Here is a 14,937-nt window from a genome sequence, read left to right on the forward strand (position 1 = left end):
GTTACTTACGGGCTGTCCAACCGTACGTGACGTATTGGTGGGAGATCTTATCACCGTCTATATCAAAGACGGTGAAACCTTCAGGGTGAATGCCCAGTCGAGGTCCCTTCCACCAATCGCCACAAATGGCTCCACAAGTCATGTATTCGGTCCCGTTGTAAATGCAGTTCTCGATCACATGGGTATGTCCTTGAAGAACGGCTTTTACATTGTGTTTTGCAATCAGGTCGACAACTTCTTTTCCATTTCCTAGAATCAATGTGTCGGACGCTGCAGAAGTGCTTGACTCGTTGTATTGGTTGAATGCGGTGACAATCGGCATGTGCGTTACGATGACAGTAGGGGACTTGCCCACCTTTTCCAGGTCTGAACTTAGCCAGTTCATCTGATCGTCATCAATCCTGCCATGCCAACCTCCTTCCTTAGGTTGGATTGAGTCCAGTGTGATGAAGTGCCAGCCGAGAAAGTCGAAGGAGCGATAGCTTTTATCTTTGATGAGCCGTTCTTCGATCATGCCTTTACCGTAAAGAGCATCCTTCTGGTCTGCATCCCTTTTGCCCCACCCGAAGACATCATGATTGCCAATCGCACAGCGAACAGGCATCTCTAGCTGTTTAAATCTCTCAGTCAAGAGGCTGGTTTGCAGGTCCGCCCGCCCTCGGTTGACATTGAGCAGATCCATGTAATGGTCGCCTCCCGTCAAGATGAAGTCTGGTCTTTGCTTCAGGGACAAGATCTTCTTGATTGCGGCGGAGACCCCATCTGCGGCCCCCAGCTCTGGCTGGATATGCAAGTCTGTGAGGTGCACAAATCGGAACCTCTTTTTGAACGGACTGATGATGGCATCTGCAGGTTTTAGAAGGCTAGTAAGCCCTGTGGCTGCAGATGCCGCGAGCAGTTGGCGGCGGGAGAGTTGCATCTCCCTACTTTGGACCAACTTTACAATCGCTTAACAGATTTACTTCACGCCGCGGACATTCTTTAACAGATAAGCACCTAGTGCGAAGCACACTGAGCAGAGGATGAATACTGCTGCATAGCCAGTGTGCGAATAGTGGTAGACCTTCTCGCCATCCTTAAAGCTTGTCGTCACCCCGTAGCTAGCGATTAGAATGCCAGCGATTGGCGCTGCCAGTGTCTGGGGGAGTGTCATGGCGATGTGCCACACTGCCATCTCTTTTGCAGCATCGTCTTTGCTTGGAAGAACATCCGTTCCTAGAGCCCAGTCGACACTGGTGTAGGCACCCAAGCCAATGCCGAAGAGTACACCACAGAGAATAACTTGAATAAGTGTGTGGCAGAAGACAAACGAAAGCGCCATCACGGCGATGAGAGCGTTTGCGGCGTACACAACCTTCTTTCTTCCAATCTTGTCCGAAAGGTGGCCACCATAGATTCCGCTAATAGATGAGAAGATCAGGATGATCCCAATTAGCATGGCCGCGTCGCCTTCGGGGTTCTTTACGCCGATGACATCGCCCAAGAAGTAGTTGATGTAGGGAAGCACTGCGTAGAACCCAAGCATCACGAGCGCTCGCGTGATCCATACCCAGGCAAAGTCCGGATATTTCTTGGGGTCGATCCACAAGCTCTTGAGATAGGTTAGCCAGTTTATCGGCTCGGGTTTGATGGTGAGTGGTGTCTCACGAATGCCCAGGATAGTGATGAGACCTACGCCAACGAGTACCACGAGAAGCACCAGGTATTTGACAAACTCGGAGAAATGGCCGAGAAGCACGCCGCAACCGATGGCGCCGAATAGCGTGCCCATTTGAGACATGAGCGCCATGAATCCGCTGGCCGTTCCTCGTTGCTCGTGGGGAACCAGGTCAGGAATGATTCCACTATAGGCGGCCGTCGCGATGTTGTTACCAAGCTGAACCACGATGTACGCAAAAAGGAAGGTGAGAAATGCTGGGCTGGCGATGAGATACAGAACAATTGCGAAGAATCCTGGATCTGGATCGGTCATCGCTGGAATAGGCTTTCCAACACTGACGGCCAGGCCCATAAGAAGCAGTCCCACCACGTTGATGATGAGTCCAACGATCATGAACGGGCGTCGACGACCAAGTCTGTGTGTGCACCGATCACTGAGTGCTCCCGATACGAGCGGGACGGTGAGGGCCACAATCGCTGCCAAACCAGTGAAAAGACTTAGTGCTGGCACCTTGTACTTTGGGGCAAGTAATGCAATCTCATGCGGCAACATGATGGTCAACAAAGCTCCCCAGAGGAAGTTCGTGGCGAACCAGAAAGCACTGATTGCAAGGTGTTGCCCTGTAGTTATTTTGCTGTCTCCGTATGGAGATGGCATGTGGGGGCGCGGATAGTTAGATGCGTCGCTCATGAAGTTTTCAGCACGTGTTGGACAGCGTATTGGTAGTCGTCGAGAAAGTCGATATCGTAAGCAAGTTCAGGAGGAGAGTGTCTTACTGCTGCGCCGGTCACCCCCAGCATCCCCTCGATTTTAACTTCTATGTCGGCCACGGTGAGTCGTTTTGTCAAGAAGAGATAGAGGAACTTGGGTCCAAGCAATTTTGCCATGCCGAGCGGGCTCTTTCGATTGTTGAAAACCTGCTCAATTTGGGGCATCGCCTTTTGCAGTGCTATCGCGTCGAGAATGTAAACACAACCTGTGGTCCACTCATCATCAGCTAATTTTACAAACGTTGCCGATGAGTTGGGGTAGGTTGCATTCCACTCCTTACGGCTGATCAGAGGCACTGCTATGTCCCGATCTTGAGGGCACAGATCGATAAAGTTCTGAATGATCTCAGGAGTGAGGAATGGTAGGTCGCTGGTTGCGACAATTACTTTGGAAGGGGGATCCTCAGTGTTCAATAGTGCCTTCAAGCCGTTCAGGATGTTCTCTGGACCGCTCTTGCCTTCATGCAGAGTCATCGTTGCCATTTGGCCACCCCTACTGCTTCTTACTTCTTCGGCCCCAATCACGACTGTCCGGCGGACTCTGCCCGAGGCCTGCAATGCATTTAGGGTTCGTTCAAGGATGGTTTGATCCCCAAACTTGATGAGTGCCTTGATATCGGTACCGGCTTCGTTTGCCAGTTTAGGGTCGATTCGCCCACCAGCAGGCAAAATTACGTCGTACGTCATCACGGATCTGAGAAGTATCCCACACGCGTCCATCAAAACGAGGTCCAACTTATCTCGGACTGGACGAATTGATCATAAACGCTCGAGTTGCTCTAACGGCACTAGGAGCTTGAGGTGATGGGGAAGTATGTGGCATCGGACTGGCGTCTCCCCTACGATTTCTCCGTCAGCCAAAACAGGTTGAGCCGTTTGACAATCGATAGAAATCGTAGAGCCTTTCGCGTGCGTAACCTTTGGATGAGATAAGTGAGTTCCTTTGAATACCTTTGGAAAGGTTCGTAGGAACTCGAGTCTTGATACGTTTCCTACGACGACGACGTCAAGATGCTCATCTGTGAGCGAGGAGTGAGGTGAGATGAGCATTCCGCCTCCGTAGCTGGAAGAGTTTGCAACGGAGCAGAGCATTGCTGAGGTCTCATGCTTCTCTTGATCTACTTGGATGAACATCGTAACCGCTTTGTGCTTGAGCAGGGTTACGATGACTGCTGCGATGTAAGCGTATGTCCCTCGCAGGGCCCTGAAGCCTTCGTTGATTCGCCTCGCTACAACTGCATCGAACCCGCACCCTAGGACATTGATGAAAAAGCCCTCACGTCCCGAGCAGTTCCAAACTCCGACGTCCACGAGAGCGGTGGTTCCACCCTCGATCGTGTCCCAGGCCTTCTGGATGTCTTGGCCTATCCCAAGATGGCGGCTGATGTCATTTCCGGTTCCCATTGGAACGATGCCAAGAGTTGCATCTGTCCCAACGATTCCATTGAGGACTTCTGTTATCGTCCCGTCACCTCCACATGCGACAACAATCTCCGCCCCTGCACCTACGGCTTCTTTGGCGAGCAAGGTGGCATGCCCGGGATACTCTGTCGAAACAACGTGGATTGTGTCTCTCTTAGGCTGAAGTCGAGGTGCAAGTTCGGACCAGAGCCTTGTTCCAGCACCTCTCCCCGACTTCGGATTGCGGATCATCCATATCTTGCAAAAGCGGGCATGGATATCTAGATTAGCCCACTTGATAACGTTAGTTAAGGAAGTAGCGAACATTTGCCACGACAACGCGACTTCGTCGAGCAAGTGACATTTTTAGCTGCTGAGCTACGTTCTCCGTGAGAAGCTTCTGGTACCACTTCGTGCTAACGGCCTCCGTGACAATGACTGTGATCGTAGCCCCTGGGTTTTCCGCCCGGATTTTATCGACATAGTCCAATACTGGAGCGATCAGAGAGCGATAGGGAGAAGGCAAGACGACCAGAGGCACATCTGAGCCGAAGTTCTCCCAGTTTCGTTGAAGATCTGGCAGTGCTTTCTCGTTGATCGTCACATGGACTGCCTGGTATGTCCCGGTGAGCTGCTTTGCGTACTCGACGGCTGAGAGGATTCCACGGTGGACGCGCGGTACCAAAACAAGAACAAAATGTTCGGAACTCTCGTGCTTGGGAAGTGCACTTGTGACTTCAAGCTGGGCAGCCATTGAACGATATCGAAGCTTGATCGCCATGAACAAGGCATAGATCATGGGGATCAGGATCATTACCAACCATGCACCTTCAGCGAACTTGGTAACTCCGATGATTCCTAGAACACCGATGCAGAGCAGCATGCCGATGAAGTTGATAACTGCACTTTGCTTCCAGCCTGGTCCTTGTTCCTTGATCCAGTGCTTCACCATTCCACCCTGGGAAAGGGAGAAGGCAGTAAACACACCGACCGCATACAGTGGCAGCAGGTTATCCAGAAGCCCGTTGTACTTCACGATCAACAGTCCTGCTGCGAAAGCGAGAACGATGATTCCGTTGTGGAAGACTAAGCGGTCTCCTTGTCTTGAAAGATAGCGTGGAAGGTATCCATCGCGAGCGATAAGACTTGCTAGGCGTGGGAAGTCGGCAAAAGCAGTGTTAGCAGCCAAGATCAAGATTGCAGCGACCGATCCCTGAACTATGTAGAAGGGAACGGAGCCTGGGCCAAATGCAAACGCGGCGACTTGCGCGGTCAGTGTGATGTACTGAGGGTTGGTGCCTTCTAAGATGCTGAAGTTTGAATAATGCTGCGGAAGCTGCAGAGCGAGGTAGCCGAGCCCCAAGAACATGAAGGTCAAAAGAGCCGACATGATGAAGAGAGTCTTCGTGGCATTTTTTGCTTCTGGAGCTTTAAATGCCTGCACACCGTTACTAACCGCCTCAATGCCAGTGAGCGCTGTACAGCCTGCTGCAAAGGCTCTTAGCACGATAAATGTCATCGCGAAGTTTTTTTCTGTTTCGAGGAGCCCTTCTGCATAGACGTGGTGGCCGATAACGGGTGTTGTGGCTACTTTCCAGATTCCAAACGCAATCACCGCGAACATCGAGAAAATAAATCCGTATGTTGGGATTGCGAACAGAACTCCAGATTCTCTCATGCCTCTTAGGTTTGCAAAGGCCACGAGTCCGATGAAAAGTAGGGACAGCGAAACTGGCGCGTTGGGAATGTGGTCTTTGAGCGATGGTAAGGCAGAAATAATTGCTTGAACACCCGCCGCAATCGAGACCGACACCGTTAGGATGTAGTCGATCAGGAGTGCTGCACCTGCAATCAACCCCGGAGTTTCACCTAAGTTCTCGCTAGCAACAATGTAAGAGCCACCACCGCTCGGGTATGCCGTAATTGTCTGCTTGTATGAGAACGTGATAATGATGATCAGCGCAACAATCGCTGCCGAGATCCAGATCTGGTCCATAAGGACAGCAGAGGATTTGCGAATCAGGACCTGGAGGATGGCTTCAGTTGCATAAGCGACCGAGCTGAGCGCATCTGAGCTAAAAACGGGGAGACCAAGCCAAGGCGAAAGTCTCTCATGGTGAGCCTTTGAACTTGGAATGGGAGCGCCTAGAAGGAGTCGCTTGGCTCGCTGAAATGGTGATACTGCTTTAAGTGCGCTCATGGCTATGCGTGGGACTGCCCTCAGACAGAATCTGCTTGGCTATTATTCATCAGAATTCTGACGGCTTTGCGCATCGAACGAGGTGGATTCCAGGAGAATCCACCATATTTGACACGCGAATAGCCGTTATCAGGCTTGATGCCTCTAGTTAGTGTCCACCTGTCGGAGGTTCTGCGGCAATGAGCAGAATATCGACCGTCTTGAGGGCTCGGGCGAGCTCACTCACAAGACTGGCCTTGAGGATCTCTTGGAATCTACTTCGTTCTGGGTGTCCCAAGAGAACTTGAGTGATGTTGTTTTCAGTCGCATATCGAATGATCTGCTGGCTAACCTCACCCTTCAGAATGACCGTTTTGATACCGAGGCGCTCGGCGAGAGCAAAGTCATCTTTTAGAATCTTCTTCTCAGCGTCCGACAAGTGACCTTCTTCAACATGAACTGCGACCACGTCACCACGGAGTCGCTGTCCGATTCTCCAACCCTTTCGGATGAGTCGCAGAGAGTTGCGGTTTGGTGAGATACAGATCATGACGCGGTCAGAAGTTGCCCACGGCTTTTCAATATTCTTTTCGCGGCGATACTCGGTAAGGTCCTCATCAACGCGTCCGGCTGCTTCACGCATCGCGATTTCACGGAGTGCATTTAGATTTCCTTCGCGGAAGAAGTCGGACTTCTCCTGGTCAATTTCTTCTCCTGGATAGACCGCACCACGTTCAAGTCGGTTAATCAGAGCCCTTGGAGTAAGGTCAACTAACTCGATTTCGTCAGCGCCGTGTAGGATCTGATCGGGAACAGTCTCCTGAACAGTCACTCCAGTAATGTCACGAATCTTGTCGTTGAGGCTTTCCAGATTTTGGACGTTGACTGTGGTGATAACGCTAATGCCAGCTTGGAGAAGGTCTTGCACTTCCATCCATCGCTTCTCTCTACGGGAGCCTTCTGGGTTCGCCGCTTCAAGGTCATCCACAAGCACAGCGCTCGGGTTTCTAGAAATGATGGCTTCAACATCAATCCCTCCATTTTTGGCGGGAATGACTTCGAGATCACCAATTTCTGCCGCAGTGTCGGGTCGGTTTCGTGTGTCAACGACTCCAATGACGACGTCTTGTCCACGTCGTCTTCGGCGATGAGCTTCGTCTAGCATGGCAAACGTTTTGCCAACGCCAGGTGCAAAGCCTAAGAAAATCTTAAGTGTGCCCTTTTCAGGGTTCGGCTTAGTGGCCGGTTGGGTTGATGAAGATTGGCTATCGGCCATGATCGTTTTGAGTAGTAGAGACAGTCAGCACTGAATCGAGCCAGCGCTGGAGTCCCGAGCTAAGGTCTTCAATTCGCAACAAGCCTTCACTCGGTGGTGTAGCGTGTTGCCAAAGGTAGTTTGCCAGAGCTTCTTCGCACATGGCTACCCAGAAACTGCGTCCTCCGGGGACACATTCCGAGTCAGTGTAAGCTTTTACAAGTTCCTGCACGTACGCAGGTAACAGAACCTTGACCGTTCCCGTCCGCTCCGTTGCGCGGTGGACAACGAAGATACAGATGACTTCGCCTGTCTTTTCCTCGGTCTCTTCATGCTCTAGTTCAAAACTAAAGCCGTTGAAGGTAGTTCTAGTGAATTCACGGCAAACCATCTTCACAGGGACGGCTGCTTCGTGCGTGACAGGCCGTTCAAGTGCAGACTTTGCAGCGAGTCGCAAAGTTTCTGCCGTGAATGGCTTTCTTAAGAAATCTGATGCACCTGCCTGAATTGCTTCAAGGGCAAGGTCGATCGTTCCAAATGCGGTGATCAAAATCAAACGAGCATCGGATCGGCGATTGTAAATCTCTTTTTGAACTTCGATTCCTGGCATACCTGGCATTCGCTGATCAAGAAGAACGAGGTCGTATCCGGAACCTGTTCCGTATTTCTCCAGACCCTCGTGTCCGTCTGCTGCTGCGTCTACGTAATATCCAGCGTGTTCCAAGGCCAATTTGACCATGGTGCGGACATTCGTTTCGTCGTCGATTACAAGAATTCGAGCACTCAAACTGTTTTATCCCCGTCGTGCGCCTTAGTTTCCCTTGGAAGCGTGAAGCTAAACACGCTGCCTTTACCTAATTCACTCTCTACATGCATTCTTCCACCATGCGCACGCACAATGTTGTTCGCTATCGAGAGACCTAGGCCTGCACCCCCCTGGGTGGCTCCGGGCACTTGAACGAAGCGGTCGAAGATTCGGTCGATGTATTCCTTAGGAATTCCCTCTCCCGTATCTTCCACAAAAAAGGTTACTTCATTGGGCGTTGGCATTGCTCTGACTGTGACCTTTCCACCCGAAGGTGTATGGCGAATTGCGTTAGAAATCAGGTTTGTAAGCACACGTCCAACTTGTCCTCGATCTACGCGGACCTCTACATCTTTATGACTGTCCTCGACGATTAATTGGATGTTCTTTTTGCTTGCTTGGGCCCTTAAACCCTCGGTTGCTCCTCTAGTGAGGACTTCTGCCTGTACCCGTTCAAGTCGCGGTCTATTTGAACCGGCCTCAAGTTTAGTTACGTCAAGAAGATCCTGCATGAGCTTCTCCAAACGAATAAGGTCTTGCAGTTGCAAATCGACTACATGTGCCTGAGCTTCTGTAAGTGGTCCAGCGGCTCCTTCTTGAAGCAGTTGTGCACTTAAAAGCAAGCTGCTGACAGGTGTGCGAAGCTCATGAGACGCAACGCCAATGAATTCTGTTTTAAGGGCGTCCACCTCGCGCATGTGGGTGATGTCCTCTAAGATTGCAACACTACCCAGCATGCTTCCGTCGTCTGAACGCATTGGCGTTGCTCGAAGTCTATAGGTCTTTTGAGACCCGCCCACGTTGATCTGCACGAACGCATTTTCATCCTCAGACGCTGCTATTTCTTCACTATGAGTCGACTTTTCGAGTGCAGCCAGGAGCCTATGGTCCTTGATGTGGTCCTGAATGGGCACCCTTCGCCCGTCGGGAATTGGGCCAAGGACCTGGATGGCTGCTTGATTAAGATGCACAATGCGGTTCTTGGCATCCACCACAATCACCGGATCATAAAGATGTTCAAGAGCTGCGTCGGACATTCTTTCTGCACGTTGCAAGCGCCGGACAGAACTTCTCCTAGATTCCGCCAATTTCGCGGCCATTTCTTCGAACGAGTCAACAAGGCGTCCTATTTCGTCGTTGCGAGTTGCTACTGGGCCCGGCGTGAGATCGCCGCCGGCTATAGTTTCCGCGCGCTTGGCTAACGCAGCTAATGGCAGAAGTGCCATTCGAACGATTCTGATAGCGAGCAAGATCGCAAGAACAATTGAGATTGCCGTTACGAAAATTGTCCTCTTGATCGCGTTTTGGGCGTCTAATCTGGCCGTTTCGTGATCTTGAAAGATAGCTGTTTGATTGATAGCCGCCAAGTGATTGGCTTCACCTTCTATTTCGAGAAGCGAAGGTTCGATCTGTTGCTTGATGAATCGCCGAACCTCTTCTCGATTAGGAGAAGGTTGTGTGTTCATCGCTCGGCCGGCTATTGTCCGGTATGCAGAGGCACGCTTCTGCAACGTTGCGGCAACGTTTCTTTCGTCCGGCTCGGTTACCGTACGCTCTATTTCCAGAAAGGCGGCATCCCAGCGCCTCCAACTTTGCTTATAGTTTGAGATTGCGGCTGGACCTTCGCCGGCAAGTAGCAAAGAAAACGCGGTCCGTTGTTCTTGGGTTGCGATTTTAAGTTCGTGAGCTCCATCGACGGTGGCGAAATTGCCTTCTAACGAAATGCCGATGCTACGCCCAAGAAACACGAAATTATAGATGGCTGCACCGGTAACGGCAGCCATTAGCAATACAAGAAACAGGTGACTGAGAAAGAGCTGTGTACGCAGGCTTCGCATGAGTTAGGCCAGCATGTAGACTTCGCACTGCTCACCGGAGCGCACATCGAGGTCGTAATAGCTTCTCAATACTTGTCGGTTGATGCACTTTGAAACGTCCGACTCAATCTGTTTACGAGTCAGTGCGCGCAGTTCTCGTCGGGCTCCTTGGACCAGCTTTCGGCCTTCGTTCGTCTCGCAAAGGTGTCGTTCTGTTGGAGTGAATATTCCTCGGCTAATAATAATGGCCTTGTCTGGCAGAAGGGTGGCCTCGCAAGATTCAGGTGCATGACCATGTTGTTCACGCTGATGTTTTGCGATCAGCTGTTCTAGGTCGTGTTCCAGTGCAGGGAAGGTGCCCTCAATCATGAGTAGAGGATACACCGAACCGGATTGGACCCAGTGAAGGGTTTTATTAGGACGCAGGCGAAGCCGACAAACTTCCAAGGCGGTCAATCGAATACAATTTAAAGTTGATGAATCACAAGTTTCGGTTTGTTTATCCACTTGTCGCCGCCTTGATTGCCTGCGCGCTGCTAGTGGCGTTCAAGCCGAGTTCGGGTAAGTCAAAAGAAGATCTAGGAATCGATTTCGAACAGCCCAAGCACCCAGTGACGAAGCAGATGGAGCTTGAGACATCGGTTATGTCCAACCGTGTTGCGCCCTTTTTTGAGACGGAGGATTCTGTTGGAAAGAAGATCGTCCTCGGATCACCTAACGCACCTCATCCACAGTTCATTCTTTTCATAAAGGATGGTTGTCCCTGTAGTATTGATGCGCAACCTATCTTTAACTCTCTGTCGAGGAAGTTCGCTGGGAAGGTGGATTTTGTTGGTGTAATGGATCAGATTCCATCAAAGGTCAACGATTATTCGACTCAATTTCTGGCAGCCTTCCCAATCGTGCCAGATAAAAAGCTTGCCATCGTTCACAAATACGAGGCTTTGGCATCCGTCTACAGCGTCTTAGTAGCCAGAAATGGCCATATCGTCAAAATGTGGCCAGGTTACTCGTCAGACATGATAAAAGAGATGAATGCTCTGATTAGCAAGGCCGCTGATGTCAAAGAGACGAAGTTCGATCCGCAGTATTCCCCTCAGAAGAAGACCTCCGGTTGCGCTTTTGAATAAATTTCAAAGAACCGTCTAAGGGATAACCGGATTTTTGACAGTATATAAGTGGCTCTCAAGTGAACAAACAACCGGATTCCCAACCTGTCTTTTACGATCCCGAGGGGCGTCGTGGCCCTCGGATAGCCCGTTGGGGAGCCGTAATCGGAATTATCTTTTCCATTCTGGCGACTGTTTTCTTCTTGGGAGCACTCCTATCAACACCCGATCTACAGGACAAGCGGCGACCCAGTCCTACGCCGTTCATCACAAAACAAGACACCCGCAGGGCAAACCTGCTTGCCGCGTCAAATAGGAAACTTCTCAACGAGCAAATAGCCAAAGATCGCCTAGCGACGAAGGTGCCATCTTCCAATTCTCAGAACATCGTGATGGGGTTCTACGCACCCTGGGAGGAAGCTGGACTCAGCTCGTTACGCCAAAACGCGAGCAAGATGACCCATGTTGCTCCAGAGTGGCTCCACCTAACTTCAACGGGAGAAGGTCTCGATTTCTCGGATTTTGACCTTTCAAAGAATCCGAAAAACGTAGAGGTCATCGAGATTGCGCGACAAAACGGCGTCAAGATCATCCCCATTTTTAGTAACGGTGAAAACGGCAAATTTGACCTTGTTCGACTCAAAAAGATGTTTTCATCAGTCGAACGTCAGACCAAGGTGGCTACGGCACTTAAAAAGTGGGTGCTTGATCATGGCTTTTCGGGCATCAATCTAGATTTTGAGAATCTGGATGGGGATGCGTCTAAGAAGCTGGGTGGATTTCTAGAGATCCTCCAAAAACAGTTCCGGTCTAGTAAGTTAGAGATCAGTATCGACATCGAAGCCACCAACGATGAACTGCCCATCAAAGAGATCGGGAGTATCTGTGATCTGATCGTCTTGATGGTGTATGACTATCATTCTGAAGATGGTATGCCTGGCCCCATCTCTCCTGCCAGTTGGGGCGAAAAGACAGTGCGGCAATCTCTTTCTCGCCTGCCGAAAGAGAAGCTGGTCATGGGCATCGGAAGTTATGCCTATGACTGGATAGAAGGGAAGCCAGGGGCCGAGAATCTTAGCTACCAGGACGCACTAACCGCTGCTCACGGGTACCGAAACGACGAGCCTCGGAAGGTGATTCAGTTCGATCCGGAAAGCTTCAACAACTGGTTTGAGTACGACGACGATGACGAAAAACGGCATGTGGTATGGATGCTCGATGGGGTGTCTGCATTCAACCAATGGCGGATTGGTCAGGAATTTGGCGTAAGGGGAAGCGCGCTGTGGGTGCTAGGAGCAGAAGATCCAAGCGTATGGACCTTTCTAGATCACTCTGCTAAACCACGAGATTACGATCCCAAACGGCTTGAGACGATTCAGTTCCCGTATCAAATTAGTTTTACTGGAAAGGGTGAGATCCTAACGGTAAAGAGCACCCCCCAGGAAGGACAGCGCACGATTCAGGTGGATCCGGCTTCTGGGCTGATAGGGGATTGCATTTATGACAAATACGCCTTTCCTTACGTGCTTCAAAAAAGAGGCTTCAAGCCGAAAAAGCTTTGTCTAACTCTGGACGATGGCCCGGATCCGCAGTGGAGTCCGAAGATCTTGGACACACTGAAGGAGCTAAACGTCAAAGCCACCTTTTTCGTATTGGGCGACGCCGCGGAGCAGCACCCTGGCTTGGTGGCTCGCATGTATCGAGAGGGACATGAAGTTGGCAGCCATTCGTTCCTGCACCCAAACATGGGAACGATCTCGACAACGCGCGCCAAGCTCGAACTAAATTTAACCCAGATGGCGATCGAGAGCATCATTGGTCGCTCCACGATACTTTTTCGTCCGCCTTACAACGCCGACAGCCAGCCAGAAACGGATGTCCAAGTTCGTCCTGTCATTCTGGCGGATGAGATGGGCTATGTCACGGTGGCTGAGAACATTGATCCGACTGACTGGGATCTAAAGGTGCCGGTAGGTGACGGTTTATATCGTAGGAAGACTGCACAGGACATTGCCGACTATGTTATAAACGACATTGAGACCAGACAGGGTACGGAAGAGGAAGGCAACGTCATCCTATTGCACGACGCAGGCGGAGACCGTTCGGCCACCGTTGACGCGCTTAAGATGATGGTCCCGAGGCTGCGAGATAGAGGGTACGAATTCGTCCAAGTTTCCGACCTCATGGACACGACCCGCGACAAGCTGATGCCGGAGATCCGCCCGCAGGATCGGCTGATGTACTACGTCAGCAAGGCAGTGATGGGCACGGCCTATACCGCTCTCTCCGTTATAGCAACCTGCTTCACATTGGCAATCTATCTTGGCGTCGCACGTGTAGCGCTCATGGTGCCGTTGGCGCTCTTACAACGTCGTGAAGAAGGAAAAGTTGTGGATGCGGAATTCAGCCCTACCGTGTCCGTCATCATTGCCGCTTACAACGAACAGAACGTGATCGTTCGGACCATCGAGTCAATCCTCGAAATGTCATATCCAATCACGGAGATTATCGTTGTCAATGATGGGTCGCAAGATGAGACTGGTAGGGTTCTGGTTGAGGCATTCAACCATAATCCGATTGTCCGAATTGTCGATCAGCCAAATGGTGGCAAAGCATCGGCATTAAATAACGGGATCTCTCTCTCGGTTGGGGAAATACTCCTGTGCATCGATGCTGACACTCAGCTTCATCCTGATTCCCTGAAGCACTTGGTCCACCATTTCGCAGATCCTAAGGTGGGAGCCGTTGCAGGAAGTGTGCGTGTTGGAAACGAAGTCAACATCATCACTCGATGGCAGTCACTTGAGTACGCCACAAGTCAGAACCTCGACCGACGGGCCTACTCTTTGGTGAATGCAATTACAGTTGTGCCAGGAGCCATCGGAGCCTGGAGGCGTACTGCCGTCAGCGAAGTCGGTGGCTATTTGACTGACACACTGGCAGAGGATATGGATCTCACATGGCGCTTACGGCGTGCTGGGTTCAGACAGGTCAACGAACCAAGGGCCCTTGCCTTTACCGAAGCCCCAGACTCTTTTAGAGGATTCTTCAACCAGCGGTTCCGATGGGCATATGGAACCTTGCAGTGCTTGTGCAAGCACAAGCGTGCGTTATTTTCATCGGGATGGTTTGGTTGGTTTGCGCTTCCAACCCTGTGGCTCTTCCAGATCGTTTTTCAAGCGATCGCACCAATGGTAGATCTCCAGATCTTCCTATCCTTGCTCGCCTTCCTCTTCTCATTGATTACGGGCGCAGGTGGTGGAGAGAACGCGTCCCAAGCATTTGCCAATGCCAATGCAACGTTCGTTTCAGTGGGAGCCTTCTACCTTCTGTTCTTTGGCGTGGAGCTGCTGAGCAGTGCAATTGCCCTTAAGCTTGAAGGTCGTTCACTTAAGCTTCTCTGGTGGCTCTTCTTCCAGCGATTTGCTTATCGCCAGATGATGTACGGAGTCATCTACAAATCCATTGGCCGTGCATTGCGTGGCGGTCGGCAAGGGTGGGGCAAGCTTGAGCGTAAGGGCACCGTCAAAATTCAGCGCTAAGCAGCTTTTCGCTCTTCAGCAACAGCAGGGAAGAGTTCAATAATCTCTGCTGAACTAAGCTGAAGGGGCGCCAGTTCGTCTTCCATATGGTTCATCACAGGCGCATTACGCATGCTGAACGCATAGAAAAAGGCAGCAAAGCTGATGTATCCGAGGGGCCAGAGGGACTCCATGTCCTTAATATTCGGAGGTGGACGGAGAATGCCACACACGTATCATGGCGGGGATTTGGCCCGGACGAAGGGATTCGAACCCCCAACCCTCAGTTCCGAAGACTGATGCTCTATCCATTGAGCTACGTCCGGTTACGGGTTAAAACTATACCCCAAGGAATCTCGGTTTAGGCTACAGTCTGACGGCTCTTGACGTGGTTTCAGGGAAAACAATGCGGAAATTACG

The 14,937-nt window shown here is 51.0% G+C and carries 12 protein-coding genes and 1 tRNA gene; 2 read left to right on the top strand and 11 right to left on the bottom strand.

What is annotated here, in order from left to right:
• Position 1: 1 nt before the first annotated feature.
• The 9 genes from ACZ51B_RS20215 to ACZ51B_RS20255 form a co-directional block, all read right to left on the bottom strand.
• Positions 2-919, bottom strand: a complete 918-nt coding sequence (locus ACZ51B_RS20215; RefSeq protein ID WP_464295153.1) for a metallophosphoesterase family protein — start codon at positions 917-919, stop codon at positions 2-4.
• A 39-nt stretch (positions 920-958) separates the two neighbouring features.
• A complete protein-coding gene (locus ACZ51B_RS20220) occupies positions 959-2,350 on the bottom strand; it encodes an MFS transporter (RefSeq protein WP_464295154.1) in 1,392 nt (463 codons plus the stop codon).
• Complete coding sequence (locus ACZ51B_RS20225; protein ID WP_464295155.1) at positions 2,347-3,117, bottom strand: nucleotidyltransferase family protein; 771 nt, start codon at positions 3,115-3,117, stop codon at positions 2,347-2,349. The genes ACZ51B_RS20220 and ACZ51B_RS20225 overlap by 4 nt, the downstream gene beginning before the upstream one ends.
• A gap of 72 nt (positions 3,118-3,189) precedes the next feature.
• Positions 3,190-4,083: a diacylglycerol/lipid kinase family protein gene (locus ACZ51B_RS20230; RefSeq protein WP_464295156.1), complete on the bottom strand. Its 894-nt coding sequence runs from the start codon at positions 4,081-4,083 to the stop codon at positions 3,190-3,192.
• Between the two features lie 52 nt (positions 4,084-4,135).
• Complete coding sequence (locus ACZ51B_RS20235; protein WP_464295157.1) at positions 4,136-6,031, bottom strand: APC family permease; 1,896 nt, start codon at positions 6,029-6,031, stop codon at positions 4,136-4,138.
• A gap of 148 nt (positions 6,032-6,179) precedes the next feature.
• Entirely contained in the window at positions 6,180-7,286 is a 1,107-nt protein-coding gene (locus ACZ51B_RS20240; RefSeq protein ID WP_464295158.1) for a sensor histidine kinase KdpD, read from the bottom strand.
• Entirely contained in the window at positions 7,276-8,052 is a 777-nt protein-coding gene (locus ACZ51B_RS20245; protein ID WP_464295159.1) for a response regulator, read from the bottom strand. Before ACZ51B_RS20245 ends, ACZ51B_RS20240 begins: the two co-directional genes overlap by 11 nt.
• Entirely contained in the window at positions 8,049-9,908 is a 1,860-nt protein-coding gene (locus ACZ51B_RS20250) for a sensor histidine kinase (protein ID WP_464295160.1), read from the bottom strand. The genes ACZ51B_RS20245 and ACZ51B_RS20250 overlap by 4 nt, the downstream gene beginning before the upstream one ends.
• Positions 9,909-9,911: 3 nt before the next feature.
• Complete coding sequence (locus ACZ51B_RS20255; RefSeq protein ID WP_464295161.1) at positions 9,912-10,256, bottom strand: Na-translocating system protein MpsC family protein; 345 nt, start codon at positions 10,254-10,256, stop codon at positions 9,912-9,914.
• Positions 10,257-10,363: 107 nt separating this feature from the next.
• Here ACZ51B_RS20255 and ACZ51B_RS20260 point away from each other — a divergent pair, with 107 nt between their 5' ends.
• Together ACZ51B_RS20260 and ACZ51B_RS20265 are read left to right on the top strand one after the other, a co-directional pair.
• On the top strand, positions 10,364-11,017 hold the full coding sequence (locus ACZ51B_RS20260; protein WP_464295162.1) for a peroxiredoxin family protein: 654 nt from the start codon (positions 10,364-10,366) through the stop codon (positions 11,015-11,017).
• A gap of 59 nt (positions 11,018-11,076) precedes the next feature.
• Positions 11,077-14,538 carry a glycosyltransferase gene (locus ACZ51B_RS20265; protein ID WP_464295163.1) on the top strand — a complete coding sequence of 1,154 codons (3,462 nt, stop codon included), beginning with the start codon at positions 11,077-11,079 and terminating at the stop codon, positions 14,536-14,538.
• Here the strand turns inward: ACZ51B_RS20265 and ACZ51B_RS20270 are convergent.
• Together ACZ51B_RS20270 and ACZ51B_RS20275 are read right to left on the bottom strand one after the other, a co-directional pair.
• Positions 14,535-14,711, bottom strand: a complete 177-nt coding sequence (locus tag ACZ51B_RS20270) for a hypothetical protein (protein ID WP_464295164.1) — start codon at positions 14,709-14,711, stop codon at positions 14,535-14,537. The two genes, ACZ51B_RS20265 and ACZ51B_RS20270, sit on opposite strands and share 4 nt — an antisense overlap.
• Before the next feature lie 56 nt (positions 14,712-14,767).
• Positions 14,768-14,843 (bottom strand) — tRNA-Arg (locus ACZ51B_RS20275).
• Positions 14,844-14,937: the final 94 nt, after the last annotated feature.

This window comes from Fimbriimonas sp. LA-C6 (genome assembly GCF_055398105.1).

Bases quoted from the DNA above. Each gene is read 5' to 3' on its own strand.
- ACZ51B_RS20260 (WP_464295162.1), top strand. From the start codon at position 10,364: ATGAATCACAAGTTTCGGTTTGTTTATCCACTTGTCGCCGCCTTGATT.
- ACZ51B_RS20235 (WP_464295157.1), bottom strand. From the start codon at position 6,031: ATGAGCGCACTTAAAGCAGTATCACCATTTCAGCGAGCCAAGCGACTC.
- ACZ51B_RS20250 (WP_464295160.1), bottom strand. From the start codon at position 9,908: ATGCGAAGCCTGCGTACACAGCTCTTTCTCAGTCACCTGTTTCTTGTA.
- ACZ51B_RS20240 (WP_464295158.1), bottom strand. From the start codon at position 7,286: ATGGCCGATAGCCAATCTTCATCAACCCAACCGGCCACTAAGCCGAAC.
- ACZ51B_RS20225 (WP_464295155.1), bottom strand. From the start codon at position 3,117: ATGACGTACGACGTAATTTTGCCTGCTGGTGGGCGAATCGACCCTAAA.
- ACZ51B_RS20220 (WP_464295154.1), bottom strand. From the start codon at position 2,350: ATGAGCGACGCATCTAACTATCCGCGCCCCCACATGCCATCTCCATAC.
- ACZ51B_RS20230 (WP_464295156.1), bottom strand. From the start codon at position 4,083: ATGATCCGCAATCCGAAGTCGGGGAGAGGTGCTGGAACAAGGCTCTGG.
- ACZ51B_RS20270 (WP_464295164.1), bottom strand. From the start codon at position 14,711: ATGGAGTCCCTCTGGCCCCTCGGATACATCAGCTTTGCTGCCTTTTTC.
- ACZ51B_RS20215 (WP_464295153.1), bottom strand. From the start codon at position 919: ATGCAACTCTCCCGCCGCCAACTGCTCGCGGCATCTGCAGCCACAGGG.
- ACZ51B_RS20255 (WP_464295161.1), bottom strand. From the start codon at position 10,256: ATGATTGAGGGCACCTTCCCTGCACTGGAACACGACCTAGAACAGCTG.